The organism is Arthrobacter sp. (assembly GCF_048266065.1).
Classification (GTDB): Bacteria; Actinomycetota; Actinomycetes; order Actinomycetales; family Micrococcaceae; genus Arthrobacter_H.
On sequence record NZ_JBLXAH010000002.1, the window covers coordinates 259,726 to 280,889 of the forward strand.

General features: G+C 68.7%; 19 protein-coding genes. 3 read left to right on the top strand and 16 right to left on the bottom strand.

What is annotated here, in order from left to right; translation table 11 throughout:
* Positions 1 to 16 precede the first annotated feature (16 nt).
* The 3 genes from ACN0TP_RS04255 to ACN0TP_RS04265 form a co-directional block, all read right to left on the bottom strand.
* Entirely contained in the window at positions 17 to 2,707 is a 2,691-nt protein-coding gene (locus ACN0TP_RS04255) for a multicopper oxidase domain-containing protein (RefSeq protein ID WP_417217065.1), read from the bottom strand.
* Positions 2,704 to 3,804 carry a hypothetical protein gene (locus ACN0TP_RS04260; RefSeq protein ID WP_417217068.1) on the bottom strand — a complete coding sequence of 367 codons (1,101 nt, stop codon included), beginning with the start codon at positions 3,802 to 3,804 and terminating at the stop codon, positions 2,704 to 2,706. Before ACN0TP_RS04260 ends, ACN0TP_RS04255 begins: the two co-directional genes overlap by 4 nt.
* A gap of 65 nt (positions 3,805 to 3,869) precedes the next feature.
* Entirely contained in the window at positions 3,870 to 4,517 is a 648-nt protein-coding gene (locus ACN0TP_RS04265) for a hypothetical protein (RefSeq protein ID WP_417217071.1), read from the bottom strand.
* 144 nt (positions 4,518 to 4,661) lie between these two features.
* Between ACN0TP_RS04265 and ACN0TP_RS04270 the strand changes: the two genes are divergently transcribed.
* Positions 4,662 to 5,372 (top strand): DUF2249 domain-containing protein, encoded by a 711-nt coding sequence (locus tag ACN0TP_RS04270; protein WP_417217074.1) that lies wholly within the window; start codon positions 4,662 to 4,664, stop codon positions 5,370 to 5,372.
* Between the two features lie 201 nt (positions 5,373 to 5,573).
* Here the strand turns inward: ACN0TP_RS04270 and ACN0TP_RS04275 are convergent, their stop codons facing one another.
* Positions 5,574 to 5,933, bottom strand: coding sequence for a hypothetical protein (locus ACN0TP_RS04275; RefSeq protein WP_417217075.1), 360 nt, complete (start codon positions 5,931 to 5,933; stop codon positions 5,574 to 5,576).
* Positions 5,934 to 6,008: 75 nt separating this feature from the next.
* Positions 6,009 to 7,121, bottom strand: a complete 1,113-nt coding sequence (gene mca / locus ACN0TP_RS04280; protein ID WP_417217078.1) for a mycothiol conjugate amidase Mca — start codon at positions 7,119 to 7,121, stop codon at positions 6,009 to 6,011.
* Here mca and ACN0TP_RS04285 point away from each other — a divergent pair.
* A complete protein-coding gene (locus ACN0TP_RS04285; RefSeq protein WP_417217080.1) occupies positions 7,111 to 7,440 on the top strand; it encodes a DUF4307 domain-containing protein in 330 nt (109 codons plus the stop codon). The two genes, mca and ACN0TP_RS04285, sit on opposite strands and share 11 nt — an antisense overlap.
* 215 nt (positions 7,441 to 7,655) lie before the next feature.
* Entirely contained in the window at positions 7,656 to 8,147 is a 492-nt protein-coding gene (greA, locus tag ACN0TP_RS04290) for a transcription elongation factor GreA (RefSeq protein WP_417217082.1), read from the top strand.
* 74 nt (positions 8,148 to 8,221) lie between these two features.
* Here greA and ilvA read toward each other — a convergent pair whose 3' ends face one another.
* The 11 genes from ilvA to ACN0TP_RS04345 all read right to left on the bottom strand — a co-directional run bounded on the left by ilvA (position 8,222) and on the right by ACN0TP_RS04345 (position 21,025).
* Positions 8,222 to 9,493, bottom strand: coding sequence for a threonine ammonia-lyase (gene ilvA, locus ACN0TP_RS04295; RefSeq protein ID WP_417217084.1), 1,272 nt, complete (start codon positions 9,491 to 9,493; stop codon positions 8,222 to 8,224).
* Between the two features lie 26 nt (positions 9,494 to 9,519).
* A complete protein-coding gene (locus ACN0TP_RS04300) occupies positions 9,520 to 10,731 on the bottom strand; it encodes an AI-2E family transporter (protein WP_417217087.1) in 1,212 nt (403 codons plus the stop codon).
* Positions 10,722 to 11,639, bottom strand: coding sequence for an aldose 1-epimerase family protein (locus ACN0TP_RS04305; RefSeq protein WP_417217090.1), 918 nt, complete (start codon positions 11,637 to 11,639; stop codon positions 10,722 to 10,724). Before ACN0TP_RS04305 ends, ACN0TP_RS04300 begins: the two co-directional genes overlap by 10 nt.
* 124 nt (positions 11,640 to 11,763) lie before the next feature.
* Complete coding sequence (locus ACN0TP_RS04310; protein WP_417217092.1) at positions 11,764 to 12,570, bottom strand: Bax inhibitor-1/YccA family membrane protein; 807 nt, start codon at positions 12,568 to 12,570, stop codon at positions 11,764 to 11,766.
* Between the two features lie 65 nt (positions 12,571 to 12,635).
* A complete protein-coding gene (locus ACN0TP_RS04315; RefSeq protein ID WP_417217095.1) occupies positions 12,636 to 13,958 on the bottom strand; it encodes a DUF4872 domain-containing protein in 1,323 nt (440 codons plus the stop codon).
* Between the two features lie 5 nt (positions 13,959 to 13,963).
* Positions 13,964 to 15,469, bottom strand: coding sequence for an IMP dehydrogenase (guaB, locus tag ACN0TP_RS04320; protein ID WP_417217098.1), 1,506 nt, complete (start codon positions 15,467 to 15,469; stop codon positions 13,964 to 13,966).
* A 111-nt stretch (positions 15,470 to 15,580) separates the two neighbouring features.
* Positions 15,581 to 17,695, bottom strand: a complete 2,115-nt coding sequence (locus ACN0TP_RS04325; protein ID WP_417217101.1) for an acyltransferase family protein — start codon at positions 17,693 to 17,695, stop codon at positions 15,581 to 15,583.
* A gap of 97 nt (positions 17,696 to 17,792) precedes the next feature.
* Positions 17,793 to 19,415, bottom strand: coding sequence for a phytoene desaturase family protein (locus ACN0TP_RS04330; RefSeq protein ID WP_417217104.1), 1,623 nt, complete (start codon positions 19,413 to 19,415; stop codon positions 17,793 to 17,795).
* Between the two features lie 42 nt (positions 19,416 to 19,457).
* Complete coding sequence (locus tag ACN0TP_RS04335; protein ID WP_417217106.1) at positions 19,458 to 20,252, bottom strand: phosphotransferase; 795 nt, start codon at positions 20,250 to 20,252, stop codon at positions 19,458 to 19,460.
* 43 nt (positions 20,253 to 20,295) lie between these two features.
* Positions 20,296 to 20,643 carry a hypothetical protein gene (locus ACN0TP_RS04340; RefSeq protein WP_417217109.1) on the bottom strand — a complete coding sequence of 116 codons (348 nt, stop codon included), beginning with the start codon at positions 20,641 to 20,643 and terminating at the stop codon, positions 20,296 to 20,298.
* Positions 20,633 to 21,025 carry a hypothetical protein gene (locus ACN0TP_RS04345; protein WP_417217111.1) on the bottom strand — a complete coding sequence of 131 codons (393 nt, stop codon included), beginning with the start codon at positions 21,023 to 21,025 and terminating at the stop codon, positions 20,633 to 20,635. Before ACN0TP_RS04345 ends, ACN0TP_RS04340 begins: the two co-directional genes overlap by 11 nt.
* Between the last annotated feature and the right edge of the window lie 139 nt (positions 21,026 to 21,164).

A 21,164-nucleotide genomic window follows, 5' to 3' on the forward strand; every position in this document is an offset into this window, starting at 1 on the left:
CCGGTGCCGTGCCGGGCTACCGGGTGACCTTGATGAGCCCGCGGGCTCCGCGTTCGGCGTCGACCATCGAATGCGAGACGAACGGGTAGGTGCCCGGCTGGGTGAACTCCAGTTCGGCGAAGCCGCCCTGCGCCACCCCCAGATCCAGGGTCTGCGAGCCGGCTGCAGGATCCGATCCGTCCAGCAGATAGCGGCCTTCCTTGTAGGTGGTGTCGAATTGGCCTCCGATGACGTGGAAGGCGGAGCCCCGATTTGGTCCGGCGGCCACCACCCAAAAGCGCACGCGCTCTCCTGCCTTGGCCTTCAAGGGGGCAAAGGCATACTGCGAGGCATAGCCGTTGAAGGCCACACCGTCGGGCCGTTCCGCGTCGATCTTGGCCTGGCTGGCCCTGCCGCCGTCCTTGCCCAGGTACAGCTCGCTTTGGACGAGGATGAATTCACGATCCACGGGGGCCAGATCCGGCGGGTCGATGATGACGGCCCCGAACATGCCGTTGGCGATATGCAACGACATCGGCATCGTCGAGCAGTGGTACAGCCAGGCCCCGGCGCGCGTTGCAGTGAACGTGTAGGTCAACTCCTGCCCGGGCTCGATCGTGCGCATCGGCCGATCCGGTGCCAGCGCTCCGGCGTGGAAGTCGATCGAGTGCCCGGTTGTCCCGTCGTTGCGCAGGGTGATCACGAAGGTGTCGCCGACCTTGCCGCGCAGGGTCGGGCCCGGGGCCTTGCCGTTGTAGGTCCACAGCGTCTGCGCATAACCGGCTCCCACCTCCTGGAGCGCGTCGCGTGCCGTCAGGGTGTAGCGGTGCACAGTTCCCTGCGGGGCTGCGGGGAGCCGGGCATCGCGGGCCGTGAATCCGCGGTCCGGTGTGCGCAGGGGATCGAATCCCGTGGCCGTGGCAGCGGAATCGGCATCCGCTTCCATGCCCGGCATGCCGGCCATGCCCTCGTGTGCCGACGCGTCGTCGCCGCCGGCAGTGGCGGCCGCCCCGTCGGCGACGATGTGGAACACCATCCCCATCTGTCGGTGTCCGGCCAGCGAACACCAGCCCTCCAGGTCACCCCGGATGACTCCGACATCGACTTCGGTGTGCTCCCCCGGCGCCAGGCGGCCCGATGCTGCACCGTTTGCCGTCACCAGGTCGTGTACCCGGTCATCGTCGTTGGACACGGTGATGACCAGCCGGTCGCCGACCGGAACGTGGATGGCGTCGGGGGTAAAACGCATGTCCTTCATGGACAGGGCCACCCGGGTCGTATGTCCTGTCGCGTCGGCAGCCACTGGCCCGGTCCCCGGATCCGCCGCCCCGGCACCGATGCCGGCTCCGGGGCCGACCCCGGCGGCTGACGGGTCCGCTGCCACGCCGAGGACGACCGCCAGGACGAGGGCCACGACACCGGCAACGCCACTCATCATCAGCCGCACTCCCTGCTGCCCGGAGGTCGGGGCCGCCGAAGCCGTCGCCGCCTGGGGACCCGTCCGCAGGGCCACGCCCACCAGGACCAGAAACCATATCCCGGCCAGCAGGACCAGCAGCGAGGTGCTCACCTTGATCCAGCTCGGGACGGGCAGCAGCGCCAGGGCCAGCCCGCCGTTGAGCATCACCCACCGGGCCCCTGCCCCGGAATTCAAGACGGCGGTGCGCGCCTTGGAGGTAGCCGGGCCGCCGCCGAGCACCACGGGAATCAGGTATCCCAGGGCGCCCAGGAGGACCTGGGCGGCGAAGCCGACGGCGAGCGCGGGAACCACCAGCTGGATGCCGGCGTGCAATTGTGCCCAGGATCCTCCGCGGCCTGCCATGACGGCCAGCGTGAGGATCGAACCGGCAAACCACAGCACCGCGGCGCCCACGGACAGCGGCGCGTGGTCCATGGGCGGTTTGGCGACCAGGGCCCGGAACAGCGGGACAGCGGCATAGGCTATGCCGCCCGCATAGGCCACCAGGCCTGCTGCCAGCAACCACATCCACCCCAGGCCCGCCCCGCCGGCGGCGAGGGCGACGCCGCCCAGCAGCGGCACCCAGCCGTTGCGCACCACGCCTTCGGCTCCCTCGGCCACCCGGGTGCGCAGCATCGTCGGCAGCAAGGTGCCCAGCGTCCCGATCACTGTCAACCCGATGAACCCCAGGACGTTGACCACCGCATGGGCAACGAGCAGGCGGTCCCCCAGCTCACCGGCGAATCCGACCGCCAGCAGGCATCCCAGCAGTGCACCAACGGGCAACAACCAGGACGCGCAGATGTAGTACCGCACTGTCGCCCCAAACCGCGACGGCAGCGCCTTGGCGGCGCGGAGTGCGAAGGAGGAGCCGTGGAATGCGTAGACACCGCCCACGACCAGGCTTCCGCCCAGCACCACCGGCCAGGTCGTGGTGAGCATGCCGACCACGACCGCCACGACTCCGGCGTTCAGGGCGACCAGGCGCCATGCCAGCGCCGTGCGCCCCGGGTTGGGTCCCCTCAGCAGTGCCTCGGTGAAATGTGCACTCCACACCATGATGGCGTTGCCGATCGCCCCCAACAGCAGCAGGTGCACCATCAGCCAGGTGGGCATCGGCAGGACGCGATGGAACACCACGGCGGCAGCCAACGCCACCAGCCAGAAGAACATGGCGGCGTTGGCACGCAGGTGCCACCCGGCGCGCGAAAACCGTGCCGGATCCGGCCCGTTGACCGGCGCTCCGGATCCGGGTGCTGAAATCTTCATCGTGGCCCGGCCTTCGTTCGTGGTGCGGTCTTCGCCAGACCCACGGCCAGCCCCGCGAACAGCAGAAGCGCCACGATGTTCAGCACCCCGGCGAATTGCCGGGTCGGCGCATCGTCGAGGACGTCAGCGGCAAAGACGCGCAGGGCCAACGAGACATGCAGCAGGACCGCCGGAAGGACCAGAACGGGGTGGTAGGGCAGTGGATGGCGCAACACCGCGGGCAGGATCACCGGCGCGTGGGCCATGATCATGGACAGGGTGAACCCCAGGAACACGGCATGGGTGAGGGCATCGTAGGCGCTGCCGGACAGCCCGCCCCCGCGCAGGCCGGCTGCGATGAAGACCACGGCTGCCACCGCGAGCCAGCCATAGCCAGCCAGCAGGCACCCGGCGATGTATCGGGGCAATCCGGTGGAGCGGATCGTTTGCCGGGCCACGTCGTAGACGGCCAGCCACACCACAATCAGGCCCAAGACCACACCGAAAAGCACCAAACCCGTGCGTGGCCACAGCAGCGTCGCCACACCAGCGGCGAGCAACACGGTCGAGGCCCAGGTCAGCAGTGGTTCGGCAATTCGGGAGTGGATGTGGATGCGGGCCAATTCCAGCCGTTCACCGGCGATGGTCAACACCACGAAGACGACCAGCAGCGGGATCAGCGGTGCGGTGTCGGGAATGCGCAGCCACAGCACGGTGGCGCAGATCCCCGCCACGGCGCCCAGTATCTGGATCAGCACGGCGACTTCACGCTGGCGTTTCCACAGGGGGATGTAGACCCCGGTCATGGCCAGGCATCCGCCCAACAGCACGAGCTGGCCCACCCGTTGCGGCAGCGGAGAGACCAACACCAGGCCACCCCATCCCATCAAGACGGGAGCGGCGAATCCAGCGACGACCCCCAGGGCCACTGCACGTTCCAGCGCGATGACGGTGCCGATGAAGCCAAACACCATCAGCATGCCATGGCTGGCCGCGAGGTGATCCCCGATCGGGGCGTGGGGAAGTCCCAGCAGGACCAGGGCGGCATTCAGGCCCATCAGCATTCCCAGTCCACCGGGGATCAGGAACAGCAGTCGGATGCCGGTGCGGCGCACCACGGGGGTCTTCCGGCGGGGTGCTCGCCGGTCGGCGTTCGCGGGTGCATTGGCTGGGCCAGCGGCATTCACCGCTCTGCCCCGGCGCCCAGGTGCAACAGGCAGGCATTGTCCGCGGCAAAGGGCAACAGGCGGACGGAGGTCGTGGTGTCTCCGGCGTCTTCCAGCAGTCCCTGGATCAGTCCGAGGTGGACCGAGCACACCACGTCGGGGTTGTCGCGGGCCGCCTCCAGCAAGGGACAACGCGTGAGGCGCAACATCGTGGGGTCGGCGGCATCCTCCTCGGTGGCGAAGCCGGTCCGGGTGAGGGTCGAGGCGATGCGCCCACGGACGGCAGCTGGCGTGGGCTGGGGATCTTCCGGAGCGGGGTGGCCACCGCCGCCACGCAGTACCCCGGCCCAGGCCTTCCCTGCCAAGATGCCCTCCGACCGGGCATCGGGGCGGGTGGAGAGCTGGGCGGCGAGCACCGACGCCAGGGTGGCGGCGGCCGCCGGTGCCACCGGCCGGTCGGCGGCCAGGTAGAGCCGTGCGGGGCGGCCTCGCCCGGCTGGCGCGGCAGCGGCGACGCGCTGTACTTCCCCGGAGTCAACGAGTGCTTCCAGGTGCTCGCGCACGGTATTGGGGTGCTGCCGGCTGATCCGGGCGAGCGTCTCGACGGTGGTCGCCTCATCGAGTGCCCGCAGCCGGGCCAACAGGTCCCGGCGCGCTCGGGACATCGCCGGGGGCTCACCGGTGGGCACTGGCAGGGGGCCCCGGCCTGCGGACCGTCCTGAAGGACCGGCATCTCTATTTACCACGGAATTTATTGTAGTAAAGTTCGAGCCGGGACACCATCCGCCCCACCAACCCAGGAGAACACCGTGGAAAACCTCACCCTGGCCTCATCGCGCGAATCGGCCGCCGCGCTCGAATCCACCAGCTCGCTGTTGAGCGAATGGACCGCCAAAGTCGCCATGCAGGCCCCTGACGCCGCGGCACTTCAAGGAACCCTCCAGTCCACCGTCCTGCCGGGGCTGGACACCTTGGCCCGTGAGCTGGCGGCTGCCGGCAATACCGCCCAGACAGCCCTGCTGGCGCGGATCTTCGACCATCTCACCGCGGCCGCCAGCGCTGCCGGCACCCGGTTGTCCACTGAACACGGCGAGGCCGGCTCCGCGGCCGCCGCCCAGGCGGCCGGAACGGCACTGGAGATCGCCAATGCCGAGGTCCTGCCCGTACTGGCGGCCGCCCCCACCGCCGACCTGGGCCGTTTGCTGGCCACGCTGGAGGCTGCTGGGACGTCACGTGAGGCGGGGTCGGCGGCACCTGCCGCTGGTGGCTGCGCCTGTGGCGGCCACGACGAGGAGGGGCTGGCCGAACTCGATACCCGGGTCATCCCCCACGCCATCCGGCACGCCACGATCTTTGGCGCCCTGGACGGGTTGGCCCCGGGGCGCGGGATCCTGTTGATTGCGAACCACAATCCGCTACCGCTCCTGGCCCAGCTCGAGCAGCGCGCTGCCGGGAAATTCACCGTGGAATACCTCGAGGAAGGGCCCGAGACCTTCCGCCTGTCGATGATCCGCAACTAGCTGCGGAGACGAAAAATCCGGCGTGTGCGGCCACCACCGGGTGGCCGCACACGCCGGATGGATCCGGTCCCTGACGGGGAGCGGGTGGTCGTTGCGCCACGACGCCTGGCATCCAGACCCGACTGACGCAAAGTCGGAGTCCGTCGAGGCCGCCGACCCGCCAGAACAGCGCAACGGACCCGGCTGCCCTGGGGGCAGAGGCTAGCGGTCCTGGCCGTGCCCCGCGTCCGGGCCTTCGCCGTCGTCGTCCTGCGCATTGTTGGATCCCGAGCCGATGACGCCATCCGGGCCGGGGTTGCCACGCGGCGGGAATTCCTCGGTCTGTGCGTGGCGTTCGCGTCCGCGTTCGACGAGTTCGGCCTGGCGCTCCTCTGCAGTTCCCGCGTACCGGACGCGGCGGATCCTACGGGACATGTCGCGGATCAGGAAGATGACCACGATGACCATGGCCGCCGTCGCGACGAAGCCGGCGAAACCGGGGCCGATCTCACGCGCGGCGTCTCCGGTCGGGACGGCCGGGGCGGAACTGGCGGCGACCACCAGCGAGGACAACAGGTTCACGAACACGCTCTTTCTTGACGGAGACCGGCGTCGACCGGCCCATCCAGTCTACCCGCGCCGGCGTGGAGTCGGGGTCTAGCGCAGACCGGCGAAGAGGTCGGATTCCGGGATCTGCGTCTCCACCCGGGAGGAGACCAAAACGAAGTCCTCCCACGGCCAGGACTTCCGGTAGATGTCAGTGGGCACGGCGAAGAAGAAGCCGTCGGGATCGATCTGCGTCCGGTGTGCCAGCAACGCGCGGTCGCGGGCGTCGAAGAAGTCGGCGCAGGCGATCTGTGTTGTCGTCTCATGGTGCTTGACCCACCGGAACATCTCCTCATCGGGATGCTCTTCAAACGCCTTGATCCGCTCCTCGTAGGGGGACTCGATCCCGTTCTCCTGCATGGCGTAGTGCAGGGTGCGGAAGCGATCGGGGCTGAAGGCCCTGTCGTAGTAGACCTTGGAGACCTGCCAGGCGGCGCCCAGTTCCGGATAGCGGTCCGGATCCGCGGCGGCCTCGACGGCCTCCATCGTGACCTTGTGGGTCATGATGTGGTCGGGGTGCGGGTAGCCACCGTTCTCGTCATAGGTCGTGACGACCTGCGGACGGAATTCACGCAGCAGCTTCACCAGTGGGACTGCCGCACGTTCCACCGGTTGGGTCGCGAACGAGGCATGCGGCAAGGGTGGCAGCGGGTCCCCCTCGGGCAGCCCGGAATCCACGAATCCGAGCCACCGGTGCTCAATGCCCAGCGCCGCTGCGGCCTCCGCCATTTCCTTGCGGCGCAGGCCGGCCAGGTCACGGTGGGCATGGGCCAGTTCCCCGGCCTTGGCGTTGAGGATGTCGCCCCGCTCGCCGCCGGTGCAGGACGCGACCATGACCCGGGCTCCCGCTGCGGCATAGGCGGCCATCGTGGCGGCACCCTTGCTGGATTCGTCGTCCGGATGTGCATGGACCGCAAGGAGCCGGAACCCTTCCGACGGCGTGACGGGAACGACCCGGGCTTCTTCCACGATGACCTGCTCCTCGATGCCGGCAGGGAAGGCGATCGGCCGCCCTGCGAAAAGACCTAGACTGGAGGGGATGAACACCCAACAGCCGGCGCCGACTCCCCCATGGGACGCTGCGCCACCCTCCAGCGTAGCCAATCGGTATGGCACACCCAAGCGCCCGGTCAACGCCCGGCGCAGAATCATCGTGATCTGCATCGCACTGGTCTTCGGGATCTCCGTGGCCGGCCTCATGGCATGGTGGAACTTCAAGCCGTATACGAGCAAGGATGTCGCCTTCGACATCACCTCCGACACCACGGCGAACGTCACCATCCAGCTGGAGAAGAAGCGCCAGGACAAGGTTTCCTGCAACCTGCAGGTCATGAACGAGTCCTACGCAATCGTCGGCTGGAAGACAGTCACCTTCGACGCGACGCAGGGAACCGGGCGCCAGAGCATCATCCAGGACTTCGACGTGCGCACCGAATCCCTGGGTGTGACCGGCGGCGCAACGACCTGCTGGGTGGCCGGATAAGCCACTCATGACCCGCCAGGTAGTCCCTACTTGGGGTTTTGGCCGCATAATGGGTAAAATCGATCTAATACGATCCACCCCGCCTTGACTTGGTGACGGACCGCGGTTCTTCACCACGCATGGCGGGGTCTTTGCTTGCATCGTCGCTGACGTGGCAAACACTGCAGTTCGGCGGCCGGTCACCTGACCGGCCCTTACTACAAGGAGAAGTAACCGTGACCACCAACCATGAACCGGCTCTCTGGCTCACCCAGGAGGCCTACGACCGCTTGTCCGCTGAGCTCGAGCACCTGCAGGGTCCCGGACGTGCCGAAATCGTCGACCGCATCGAACAGGCACGCTCCGAGGGCGACCTGAAGGAGAACGGCGGCTACCACGCAGCCAAGGAAGAGCAGGGCAAGGCGGAAGCCCGTATCACCTACCTCAAGGACTTCCTGCAGAAGGCCGAAGTGGGCGACGCCCCCGCGGACGACGGCATCGTCGAACCGGGCATGCTGGTCGATGCCACCATCGCCGGGGACAAGACCACGTTCCTGTTCGGCAGCCGCGAAGTCGCCGGCGATTCGGGCCTGGAGGTCTACAGCGAGAAGTCCCCGATCGGCGCCGCCGTGCACGGCAAGAAGGTGGGCGACAAGCTCAGCTACACCGCTCCGAACGGCAAGTCGATCGCCGTGGAGATCCTGGCCGCCAAGCCCTACACGGGCTAAGGGCACGCCACACGCCATTGCGGGTCGCATCTCCGTCACGGAGATGCGGCCCGCAGGCGTTTGGGACCCGTTGCCTACGTGGTGATGACAACCGGCTGGAAGCCCTCGGCCCGCAGGTTGTCCAATACCTGTTCGGAGTGCAGGTGGCCCTTGGTCTCCATGTCGATGGTGATGGCCACATCCCCCATCGACAGGGAACCACCGATGCGGGTGTGGTCCACACCGGTGACATTGGCGTCGGATTCGGCGATGACCCGGGAGATGGTGGCCAGTTCGCCGGCCCGGTCATCGAGCATCATCCTCACGGTCAGGTAGCGTCCGGCGACGGCGAGGCCCCGCTGGATGACCTTGAGCATCAGCAACGGGTCGATGTTGCCTCCGGAGAGCACGACGGCGGTGCGTTTGGAGTCGATGCCCAGTTCGGCCAGCTTGCCCTCCAACAGGGCCGCAACCCCGACCGCTCCGGCGGGCTCGACGACGAGTTTGGAGCGCTCCAGCAGGAACACCAGGGCCCGCGCCAGAGCGTCCTCGCTGACCGTGACGACGTCGTCGACGAGTTCGCGGATGATCTGGAAGGGCAACTGGCCCGGACGGCCCACGGCGATGCCGTCTGCGATGGTGGAGACCTTCTCCAGCGGGACCAGCGCATCGGCAGCCAGCGAGGGCGGGTAGGCCGCTGCGTTCTCGGCCTGGACGCCGATCACCCGGATCTCCCGGCCCTGTTCGGCGGCCTTGGCCTTCACCGCGGTCGCAACCCCGGCCAGCAGCCCGCCGCCGCCAACGCCCATGAGCACGGTGTCCACGTCGGGCAGCTGCTCGAGCAGTTCCAACCCGATGGTCCCCTGCCCTGCAATGATGTCGGCGTTGTCGAAGGGGTGCACGAACACCGCGCCGGTGGCATCGGCGAAGCGTTGTGCCTCCGCCAGGGCCTCATCGACGTTGTGCCCGTGCAGCACGACCTCGGCTCCGTGGTCCTTCGTCGCCGTCAGCTTGGGCAGGGCGACGCCCAGGGGCATGTAGATGCGCGCTTTGATGCCCAGGCGGTCCGCTGCCACCGCCACGCCCTGGGCGTGGTTGCCGGCGGATGCGGCCACGACGCCGCGGGCCTTTTCCTCCTCGGTCAGCCGGGCCATGCGCACATAGGCGCCCCTGACCTTGAAGGACCCGGCCCGCTGGAGGTTCTCGCATTTGAGGTGGACATCGCTGCCCGTCAAGACGCCCAGGGCACGCGAGTGCTCGACGGGCGTGTGGGCGATGACGCCTTCCAGGAGCTCGGCCGCGGCTTCGATGTCGGCCAGGCTGACGGGCAGGGTATCGGGTGCTGTGGTTTCCAGGGGCTGCTGCATGGTGGCGCTTTCGTGAAGGGTGGGGGTCACCGGGGTGGCTCTCCGGTGCGGGGGCGTTGCGGCGGGACGGCTTCGGATTCGCCGTCGAGGTCTGCCGGTGCCGTGAGCGCTGTAGCGGGTCCGGGCGGCGGGTCGCCATCGGTGGCGTCGGAGCCGGGGGTCTCCCAGCCGCGTGCCGAGATGTAGCGGACCATGGTGTTCAGCACCGCCAGGACGGGCACCGCGAACAGTGCCCCGGCGATGCCGGCAATGAGCGAGCCACCGGCGACGGCCAGGACGACGGCCAGCGGGTGCAGGCTCACCGCCCGGCCCATCACGAGTGGCTGCAGGATGTGGGATTCGGCCTGCTGGACCAGCAGGACCACGCCGAGCATGATCAGCGCGTTGACCCAGCCGTTGGCGACCAGGGCCAGCAACACGGCGAGGGCACCGGTCACCAGGGCGCCGATGACCGGGATGAAGGAACCGACGAAGACCAGCCCGCCCAGCGGCAGGGCCAGCGGCACGCCCAGAATGGCGGCGCCCACGCCGATGCCGACGGCGTCGATGAACGCCACGAAGAGCTGAACGCGCACGTAGTTGACCAGACTGACCCAGCCCTTGCGTCCGGCACCGTCGGTGGCTGCCCGGGCCTTGCGGGGCATGAGCCGCACGATGAAGGTCCAGATGCGTTCTCCCTCGAGCAGGAAGAAGACGAGCGAGAACAAGGCCAGCAGCAGGCCGGCGGCAAAGTGGCCGAGCGTGCTGCCCCAGGAGACGGCTCCGCTGAGGATGGTGTCGCTGTTGGATTGCAGTTGCTTCAACGCGCCGTCGACGTAGCGGTCCACGTCCTGGTTGGTCAGGTGCAGCGGCCCGGTGGAGAGCCAGTGCTGGACCTGGGAGATGCCGGTCAGAGCCTGCTGCCAGAGGCTCATCATGCCCGCTGCCATGGTCCGCCCGACCAGCAGCAGCAGGCCGGTGATGACCGCCAGGAACGCGACCATGGTCAGCCCGGTGGCGAGCCCATTGGGCACCCGCCAGCGCCGCAGCAGCCGGACCACCGGCATCAGCAACCCGGCCAGGAGGGCGGCGATCATCAACGGGATGACCAGCAGGGACACGTGGCTGAGCAGCCACAGCAGCAGGCCGGTGCAGCCGATGATGATGGCGATCCGCCAGCTCCAGGCAGCGGCCATCCGCACACCGTAGGGGATGTCCCCGGTGACGTCGCGTCGCTGCGGGTCGGTGGCTAGAGCCATGACTCGATGCCCCAGCGTCCGATGAGGTGCTCGTTCGGTGCCAGCCAGACCAGGCCGTGGCCCGAGTTGAACGCGTTGGCCGGGGCGCTCATGGGTTCGATGGCCACCGCCAGGGCGGTTCCGGCCCGCTTCCCGGTCACGAAGACCTGCGCGTACCCGAAGGTGGCATCGGCCCAGATGCCGACCCCGCGCCCGTCCGGGGCCATCAGCCGGTGCCGGTGCACCACGTCGTCGTGCAGGGTCAGGCCGGTGAGGCCGACGTCCACGCGGATGTCCCCGACGCGCCGCCCGGTGCGGAAGTCGTGGTCCCCCGAGACCGGTGCGGTGCCGGTGGGGATGAGGCGGTCATCGACCAGCAGCTCGGTGTCGGCATCGATGGTCAGGACCAGGTCCTCTGTGGGGACGTCGCCCACGCGCAGGTACGGGTGGGCGCCGAGCGCCGCGGGGGCGGGCCGGTCACTGTGGTTGACCAGGTCCTGGGTGACCGAGAGCCCACCCTCGGCATCCAGGGCGTAGGTGGCCGTGTGGGTCATGCGGAAGGGGAAGCCGTGTTGGGGGAAGATCTCCCCGGCGAGGCAGATGGAGGAATCACCCCAGGCCTCGACCCGGTAGCCGGTGTTGCGCAGCAGGCCGTGGGTGGCGTTGTTGTTTGGCACCTCGGTGATGTCCAGCTGCTGGGTGGCGCCGTCCAGCTCCCAGCGGCCGTCGCGGATCCTGTTCCCCCACGGGGCCAACAGGATGCCCGAGCCGGCCGGCGGCAACGTGTCCTCGCCGAAGGGCTCGGCCAGGTCGATCCCGTCGCGCTGGTAGCTGCGCAGCGCTGCGGCCAGCTCCGTGACGACCGCGGTGGCGCCTCCACGGCTGATCGTGAACTGCCGTCCCGTGGGCGCTGACGTGGGTGCACTCATGCGATGGTCCCTTCCTGCTTGGACATCCCCCTACGGTAGCGCCGTGGCGGATCGGGGGTTCAATACATGACGACGACGGCGGTGCCCGCCTCGGGCGCCGCCGTCGTCCTGGGTGGTGATGCTGCTAATTCTCGCGCAGAATCGCAATGATGCGCAGGATCTCCACGTAGAGCCACACCATGGTCACGGTGAGGCCGAACGCAGCGGTCCAGGCGAACTTCGCCGGGGCGCCCTGCTCGACGCCGCGCTGGATCTGGGTGAAGTCCAACACCAGCGAGTAGGTGGCCAACAGAACGGCGAGGGCACCGATGGCCAGGCCCAGCCAGCCCGTGCGCAGACCGAACATGGAGTCGGTGACGCCGAAGAGCATCAACCCCAGGTTGACCAGGCTGAAGACCAGGTAGGCGCCCATGGCGATGAAGAACATGCGGGTCATCTTCGGGGTCGCCCGGTACTTGCCGGAGCGGTACAGCGCCAGGGTCACGGCGAAGACGGAGAAGGTCGCAACGACCGCCTGCAGGGCGGCCCCGGGGTAGAGGGCGTCGATGACCTGTGACAGGCCGCCCAGGAACAGGCCCTCGGCGGCGGCGTAGAGCATGATGAGCACCGGCGAGGGTTCGCGCTTGAAGCTGTTGACCAGCCCCAGCACCAAGCCGACGATGACACCGGGCAGCATCAACGCGGGGATCTGCCAGCCGATGACTGCGGTGATGACCAGCGCACCGAACATCAACACGGTCTTGGAGACGACGTCGTTGTAGGTCAGCCGGCCGGTCTGGGCCGGGCCCGCCGACGGCGAGTTGTACAGGTCCTGCAGGGACTGCGCGCTCATCGGCTCCGCGGTGCGGGCGTTGGCTGTGGAGTCCCCGGCGGGCCGCATCTGTTCGCGGAACGCCTTGGACTGGAACATCGGATTGCCCCCGGTGGCCATAACTGGTCTCCTCTATAGGTTCGTTTGGATAAGCCTACTGGGTACAACGCACGGGCGGGGAAAAACTATCCCCGGGGTGACGAGGAGTTTTCCAGCCCTGCCAGCACGTCGGCGAGCCGCCGGGCGGCGGCCTCCTCGGCGTCGGCGATCCGGGTCGCCGCATGCGCGATGTCGGCGAAGTGGCTGCTGCGCAGTTCGGGGTCCACATCGGGGTCGACCAGTTCGGCCAGCGCGTCCCAGCGTTCCGCCAACCCGCGGTAGGCGGCCGAGCACTCGCCCAGCGCCGCCAGGCCGGGCAACGCGGCGGCCTCGTCCAGGAAGTCGGCGTAGAGGCCGCGCAGTCCCCCGGGCCCACCGTAGCGGCCGTCGGTGAGGAACAGCGCAACCATTTCCAACCCGTGGGCCAGCCGTCCGGGTGCCGAGAAGATCCGCGTCCAGCCGGCCGCCGTCGTGGTGTCCAGCAGCCGTCCGGCCCAGGTGCGCAGTCCGGCGACGCCGAAGTTCTTGGCGAAGTGGGCGGGGATGCCGTCCAGTTCACGGGTGCCCAGCAGCCGCCCGGTGGTTTCCCCGATGGCCGCGAGCACGTTCGCGGAGAGCGTCTGCACATCGGGCCCCGTGGAGGCGGGGATCCAGGCCTGCCAGTTCTTGCCGGCCTTGCGTTGGCCGCGGGCCGCCGACAGGTCTTCGGGTGAGATGAGTTGCAGCCCGCCGGAACCGTCGTCGATGAGCAGGTTCCCGTCGTCGTGCTCCCCGAGCACCGCGACATCGACGGGTTCATCGGCGTCGGCGATGCCACCGTGAACCCAGGGAAGGGCGGCCCGGCTCACGCGGACCACCACGGCGCGCCCTGCGTCCAGTCCCTCGTCGAGGTACTGGGCCGCCAGGCGGGCGCTGCCGGTCTTCTGCTCGCGCACGGCGGCGCCGCAGCGGGCCAACAGGTTCTCGGTGTAGGGCTCGGGATGGGCCCGGGTGACGACGCTGGCGGTGGTGGTCTGCTCGTACTCGAAGACGAAGACCATGAAGCCAATGCCGCCGGCCAGCCCGGCCAGCATGGCCTCGCTGAAGGGTTCCCCGGTCGACGGGTCGGTGACGCCGGCCTGGGTGAGGACCCGCTGCCACAGTCCTGCGTCGTATTGGGTGACGTCGCCCGGTGCCGGGTATTCGGGCAGGTCCTGCGGCTCCGGTGCGGCCGGGGCCGCCACCACGGGACGGCCACCGCCGTTGCCCTTCCTCCCGCCGGAGGCCGCCTGTCCTGCAGGCACCGGGCGCGCCGAGGGCCGTTCGGGCCGGCCATCGAGGATGGCCTTGCGGGCCGTCGTGTAGCTTTCGCCGGTGCGCTCCATGCGGGCGCGGGCGAGCTTCTTGAGCTGGACGGGCGAGGGGGCCACCGGTCCTACCGCGACCGGTAGTTCGGGGCTTCGACGGTCATCATGATGTCGTGCGGGTGCGATTCCTTCAGGCCCGCCGCTGTAATGCGCACGAACTTCCCGCGTTCCTTCAGGTCGGGGATGGTGCGCCCGCCCACGTAGAACATGGTCTGGTGCAGCCCGCCGACCAGCTGGTGGGCGACGGCGGAGACCGGGCCCCGGTAGGGCACCTGGCCCTCGATGCCCTCGGGGATCAGCTTCTCGTCGGAGGGGACGTCGGCCTGGAAGTAGCGGTCCTTGGAGTAGGAGGTGTTCTTGCCGCGGGTCTGCATGGCGCCGAGGGAGCCCATGCCGCGGTAGGCCTTGAACTGCTTGCCGTTCATGAAGACCAGGTCGCCCGGGGATTCGGCGGTGCCGGCGAGCAGGGAGCCGAGCATCACGGAGTCGGCTCCGGCGACCAGCGCCTTGCCGATGTCGCCCGAGTGCTGCAGGCCGCCGTCGGCGATCAGCGGCACACCGGCGGGGATGGCGGCCTTCGCGGATTCGTAGATGGCGGTGATCTGCGGGACGCCGACGCCGGCGACGATGCGGGTGGTGCAGATGGATCCGGGACCGACGCCGACCTTGATGGCGTCCGCTCCCGCATCGATGATGGCCTGGGCGCCCTCACGGGTGGCCGCCTGCCCGCCGATGACGTCCACATGTGCTGCCGCGGGATCCTTCTTCAGGCGCGCGATCATGTCCAGCACGCCCTGGCTGTGGCCGTTGGCGGTGTCGACGACCAGCACGTCCACCCCGGCGTCGACCAGGGTCATGGCGCGGTCGTAGCCCTCGCCGAAGAAGCCGACGGCCGCACCGACGCGCAGCCGGCCCTCGTCGTCCTTGGTGGCCATCGGGTACTGCTCGGCCTTGTCGAAGTCCTTCACGGTGATCAGGCCCTGCAGGATGCCTGCATCGTTGACCAGCGGGAGCTTCTCGATGCGGTGCTTGCTCAGCAGGTCGATGACCTCCTGGCGGGGCACTCCGACCTTCGCGGTGATCAGCGGCATGGCCGTCATGGCCTCGTAGACGCGCGTGGTCATGAACTGCTCGCGGGGGATGAACCGGGTGTCGCGGTTGGTGATGATGCCCAGCAGCTTCTTGTTCTCGTCGACGACGGGCAGCCCGGAGACCCGGTAGTGGCCGCACAGGTCGTCGAGCTCGTGCAGGGTCGCGTCCGGGCTGATGGTCACCGGGTCGGTGATCATGCCGGATTCACTGCGCTTGACCTGGTCCACCTGGCGGGCCTGGTCATCGATGGAGAGGTTGCGGTGGATGATGCCGATGCCGCCCTGCCGGGCCAGCGAAATGGCCATCGGCGCCTCGGTGACGGTGTCCATGGCGGCGGAGAGCAGCGGGATGTTGATGTTGATCCGCTTGGTCAACCGCGTGGAGGTGTCGGCTTCGGAGGGGATCACGTCCGTCGGGCCGGGCAGCAGGAGCACGTCGTCGTAGGTGAGGCCTTCAAGGGCAAAGGGATTGAACTCGGACACGTGGAACCTTTCGCGAGCCAGCGGGGGATTCATTACATCCTAGAACCTTCCGCGCCCCGCCGGTATGCCCCGTGTCCGGCAGTGTGTGCAACGCAACGTTTCCGCCGGGTTTCACCAGCGAAGCGCCGCCCGGAATCTGCGTTCGAAAATGTCAGCGGTGCTGCGCGCATACGTCTTGGTCAGGTGCGATTCGTCCATGTAGACCAGCACGTTGCCCACCACGGGCCGGCACATGCCCTCCGGGCAGAGTGCCTCCGTCATGTCCAGGTACCCCAGTTTCCCGGGGAGGCGTCCGTCCGCGTTCTCCCGGCGCAGATCAGCCAAAGGCGAGTGGGCGGCCACCTGTTCATCGGCGGGTGCCTGGCATGTGGGTGAATCCGCGCCGTGGAGGTCGACGCATTCCGGGACGCTGTAGGTGAAGCGCGGGGTGTCACGCATGGCGACCACCTGCTTGCCCTGGGCCAGGAACGGGCGGATTCCTTCCGCGTACCCGGGGACGGGCTTTTCGGCCTCGGCCGGCGTCCCGCCCTCCGTGGCCGGGTAGAACGAGGTCTGCGTTCCCAGCGTGAGGACGGCATCGGCGTCGTGCTCCAGCACGTACCGGGAGGCCGCGGCGTTGAAGGCGTTGCAGTCGGCATCGCGTTCGACGCTCTCGGCGCCGAACCGGCAGGCGGGGCGGGTGAGCAGCACCCAGGCCCAGTCGTTCCGGTCGGCCACTGCGTCCAGCGCGGCGGTCCAGTGCTGGGCGTGGGAATCGCCCACCACGATGATGGTCTTCTGCGCGGTCGCCGGGGCCCCCGCCATTTGGCAGTACTCCATGGCCGGGTCGGTCAGCTCGTACCCGTGGGTGCACTCGCCTCCGTAGTTGGACCATTCCTGGTCCAGCTGGCTGTCCAGCGGCAGCACTGCGGCGTCGGGGTCTCCCGTGAACGTGAAGCCGGCCTCCAGTGCGGCGGCACCGGGGTTGTCCGCCGCCGGTTGGGAGGCTGCGCTGGTTTCGAACGCGGCCACGCGGGCCTGCCAGCCACCCAGGGGCACGGCCACGACGCCGATGAGCAGGCCCACCACCAGCCCGAGCCGGTGCCGGTGGGCCGTCGGCCAGGACCACGCGTGGAACGGTGTCTCGATGACCTTGGTGGTGGCCCACGCCAGGGCCAGGGACAGTGCGATGACGCCGAGACCGCCGAGGAAGCCCGGTTTCTCGAGGTCGCGGGTCGACAGGAAGACCACCAGGATCGGCCAGTGCCACAGGTAGAGGGCGTAGGAGATGTCGCCCAGCCGGGTGAGCGGCTTTGCGGCGAGGATCCGGTCGACGCCCAGCGGGTGGCCGGTGCGGCCGGCAATGATGATCGCGGCGGCGGCCAGGGTCGGCCACAGGGCGATGTACCCGGGGAACTGCTGTTGGACCTGCAGCAGGATCCCGCAGGAGAGCATGGCCGCCAACCCCACCCACCCCAGCGGGATCCGCACCGCCAGCGGGAGCCGGCCGGCCCGCGGGATCAGCACGGCCAGCAGCGATCCGAGGGCGAATTCCCAGAGCCGGGCACCGGTATCGAAGTAGGCCCATGCCTGGCTGGTGGCGGTGAGGTGGACCGAGTAGGCCAGGGAGCCGGCGAAGACGAGCCCGAAGACCACAGCCAGGACGGTGCCGAACCCCAGCGTGGGGCGCACCCTGCGCAGGGCCCTCCACGCCAGTGCCGCCGCGCCGATCAGCAGGGGCCAGAGGATGAACACCTGGCCCTGGATCGACAGTGACCAGAAGTGCTGCAATGGGCTGGTTGCCCCGTGGTTCTCGGCGTAGTAGTCCACCGCTTCGCGGGCCAGGGTCCAGTTCTGGACGTAGAACAACGTCGACCAGCTCTGTTCGAAGACCTCGGCCCAGCGGGTGCGGGGAAGCAGCGATGCGGTGGCCACCAGCACCGTCAGGAGCACGACGACGGCTGCCGGGAGCAGCGACTTGAACCGGTGGAGCCAGTAGGCGAGCAGGCCGAGCGGCCGGCCCGAGGACACCTTGTAGGCGAAGGATGAGGTCAGCAGGAACGCGGAGATGAGCAGGAAGACGTCGACGCCACCGGAGACCCGCCCCAGCCACACATGGTAGGTGACCACCATGAGCACGGCGAAGGCACGCAGCCCCTGGACCTCGGGGCGGTGGTGCGGTTTCGGGGGGATGGGCCGATCGGTGACGGCCGCCGGGCGCCGCGACGCGTGGCGTGGATTGGCCATGGCGAGCTGCCTTCCTGCTGGCTGGTCTGGTCATCCCCCGGGCGGGCGTCGGGCCGCCCGCGGCCATCCATGTTAGCAGGGCTGCGTTATCGGAACGTTACAGTTGGGTGGCTTCCGCCATCTCCAGGACGGCCATCGCCGCATGGTGTCCGCCGAGCCCGCTGACCGCTCCCCCGCGCCGGGCTCCGGAACCGCAGATCAGGATCCGTGGATCCCCGGTGGCCACGCCCCACCGCTGTGCCGGGGTATCCAGTGGGGCGTCGTCCTCGACGAACGGCCAGTCGAGGCCGCCATGGAAGATGTTGCCGCGCGGCATGCCCAGCGCCCGTTGGATGTCCAGGGTGGTCTTGGTTTCCACGCAGGGGTTCCCCTCGGCGTCGGGCATCAGCAGGTCCTGAAGGGGCTCGGCGAGCACCGAATTGATGGAGGCGAAGACCGCTGCCTGGAGTTCGTTGCGCCGGGCTTCGTTGTTGTCCTCGGTGACCAGCCGGTCGGGTACGTGCAGGCCGAAGACGGTGAGGGTGTGGGCACCGGCGTCCCGCAACGCGGGCGAGAGGATGCTGGGGTCGGCCAGGGAGTGGCAGTAGATCTCACACGGCAGCGGGTCCGGCACCCGGCCGGCCGCGGCCTGCTCGTAGGCGTGTTGCAACTGCCCATAGGTTTCGTTGACGTGGAAGGTGCCCCCGAAGGCGGCTTCGGGGGTGACCGTTTCATCCAGCAGGCGTGGGAGGCGCCTGAGCAGCAGGTTCACCTTGACCTGGGCGCCCTCGCGCTGGTGGTTCGGGCGTTTCGGGGCGGCCGGGGGTTGGTCTCCGCTCAAGCGGTCCAGCACGTCCGGGGCCACGTTGGCCAGCACGATGCCGGCGGTGACCAGGTGCTCTGAACCCTCCTGGCGGTAGGTCACCGTCTGGTGGGTTCGGTGGGAGGCGACGGCCAGGACCTGGGCGCCGGTGGCGATGACGGCTCCCGCGGAACGCGCGGCACGCTCCAGTTCCGCCGAGACAACACCCATGCCGCCGCGGGGAACCCTCCACTCCCCTGTTCCGCCGCCGATGAGGTGGTAGAGGAAGCAGATGTTCTGCTGCAGGTCCGCGTCGTGCGCCTGGGCGAAGGTCCCGATGAGGCCGTCGGTGAGCACCACACCCCGGGCCAGGTCGCTGTGGAGTGCCCCGGTGATCGCCTCACCGAGCGGGTGTTCGATGAGCCGGTCCCAGACGTCACCGGCGCCGGCCCGGGTGGCGATGGCACGGGCCTGGGAGCGGGTGACCAGCGGATCGGTCATGGTCGGCCACAGGGCGCGGGTCAGCCGGTGGCAGTCCTGGTAAAACGCCGCAAAGGCCCCTGCCTCGTCGTGGGGCGCTCCAATGGAGGCGAACGACGCCGCCGTGGCATCCGGGGAGCCTTCGTCGATGAGCAGACCGGTGGCGGGGTTGGCAGGATCCGGTGTGTAGGAGGAGTAGCGGCGCCCGACGAAGGAGACCTCCAGGCCCAGGTCATCGACGATCTGTTGGGGCAACAGGCTCACCAGGTACGAATAGCGCGAGAGGTTGGCGTCGATGCCGGGAAAGGCGCGGGCCGACACCGCTGCGCCGCCGACCTGGTCCAGCTTCTCCAGCACCAGCACCGATTTCCCGGCCCGGGCCAGGTAGCCGGCGGCGGTGAGGCCGTTGTGTCCGCCGCCGACGATGACGACGCCGAAGCGGGAGTCGGGCATGCTCATCGGGAAACCTTCCGGGGCCGGGAAACCGTGACGCACGCCATGCTACCGGCCGTTGGCTCCGTCGGGTTCGGGCTCCGGGTCTTCGGCGAGCGCCTCGCGCCAGAGGTGGAGATGCGCTGCGATGTAGTCAGCGGCACCCAGCCAATGGTCGGCGTGCCCTTCGGCGTACAGCCGCGCCCAGGGCTGGCGGCCGGTACGGTGGCCGTCGAGGAGCAGGTCATGCATGCCGCGGACGTGTCGTTCGATGAGCCAGGGCAACTGCCTGCGGTCCGGGGCGGCCAGGCCATATCCTTCCACCAGGGCGCGCAATCGCATCCCGTCCACGCCCGGGTCGCCGCCGGCGCGCAGGGGAACGAACCCGTGGGCCGCGTAGCCCAGGTCCCACAGCCTCGACCCGGGCCCGGCGCCATCCCAATCAATGAAGACCCATCCGGCCTCACCGCACACCAGGTTCCAGGGGGCCAGGTCGTGGTGGCAGATGATCTCTTCCCGGTCCGGGGCGATCGCGACCGACCACATGGCATCCCCGGCCGGAACGTACGTCGACGTCGCGTCGTGCAGGTCCCGGATCAACCGACCCACCCGGGCCAGTTCCTGCAAGGACATCGGGGCCAGGGTGTCGGCGAGCGGACCGTCCACGTAATCCAGGATTTGCCGTCCCCGCCCGTCCACGCCGTGGAAGCGTGGAGCTCCCGCGAATCCCGCCGCTTCGAGGTGGCGGAGCAGGTCACCGACGGCAGGCGTCGCGTCGGTGGCGCGCTTGCGCACGGTTCCGGCCACGCGCACCACGCCCACTGAGACGTTCCCGCCCTCGAGGGGATGTTCGTGCTGGTCCATGGGGCGAAGCGACGCCGCAAGGCTTTGCCATCGCGACGGTAGGTCAGGCGGTACCGCGGGCAAGCTTCTTGACGCTGTCCGGTGTCGGCCGGCCCAATTTGCCATCGAGAGTGATGCGCAGGCGGGCGGCGGAACGTTCAATACGTTGTTCGAGCACACGATCTTCGGCGGTCTGCACGGGCTGCCCGGCAGGTTCCACTGCTGTTTCAATCACCTTGACGTCTTCTGGGCCCATTCGTTTCAGCACCGTCGCCCCTCCGGGCAAGCGGTACTCGATCCTGGCAGCACGGAGAGTGCCACCGCGACGGCCCCGAAGGTATCTGGCCCGGTTGTTCCGGACACGGGACTTGCGGCGGTCCTTGTCCTGACCGGTATCGCCATTAATGCTCATGGTGTGGGGTTGCCCCGTCGCCTCCTTTTCTCCCAGTATCCTCGGGAACGAGCTCGTCAGGCAAGACCGACTCCCAGGCGGTGTCGATCAGCAGCCATTCTTCTTCCCTGGCCAGCTCACTCGTGGAAAGGACATTCAGTGTGTCCAGTCCCAGCAATTTCTCGTACCCGTCACCTGCGACGGCTTTGTCGAGCGCCCACTGGGTCCGCCGCCACCATTCCGAACTGTCGTCGGACACCCTGCGCTGCTTGAGTGTCTTGATAGCGACATAGGTCGCCAAAAGAGCGGCCACCAAAACGGCAATGGGAGATAACCCGGCGGCAATTTCCCACCAATGAACAGACAGCGGCACTGGTGCCGTGGCTACCCCCGCAAGATCCATAAATGAACCCTAACCCGCGCCCCGAAGCGTGGATAGGGGGTGGTTGGGGACAGACGGAAAGCCCTCCCACCACATGATCCATGTGGTGGGAGGGCTCCTAGAGTGACCCCGGAAGGAGGGGCCGGCGTCGTGCTTCGGC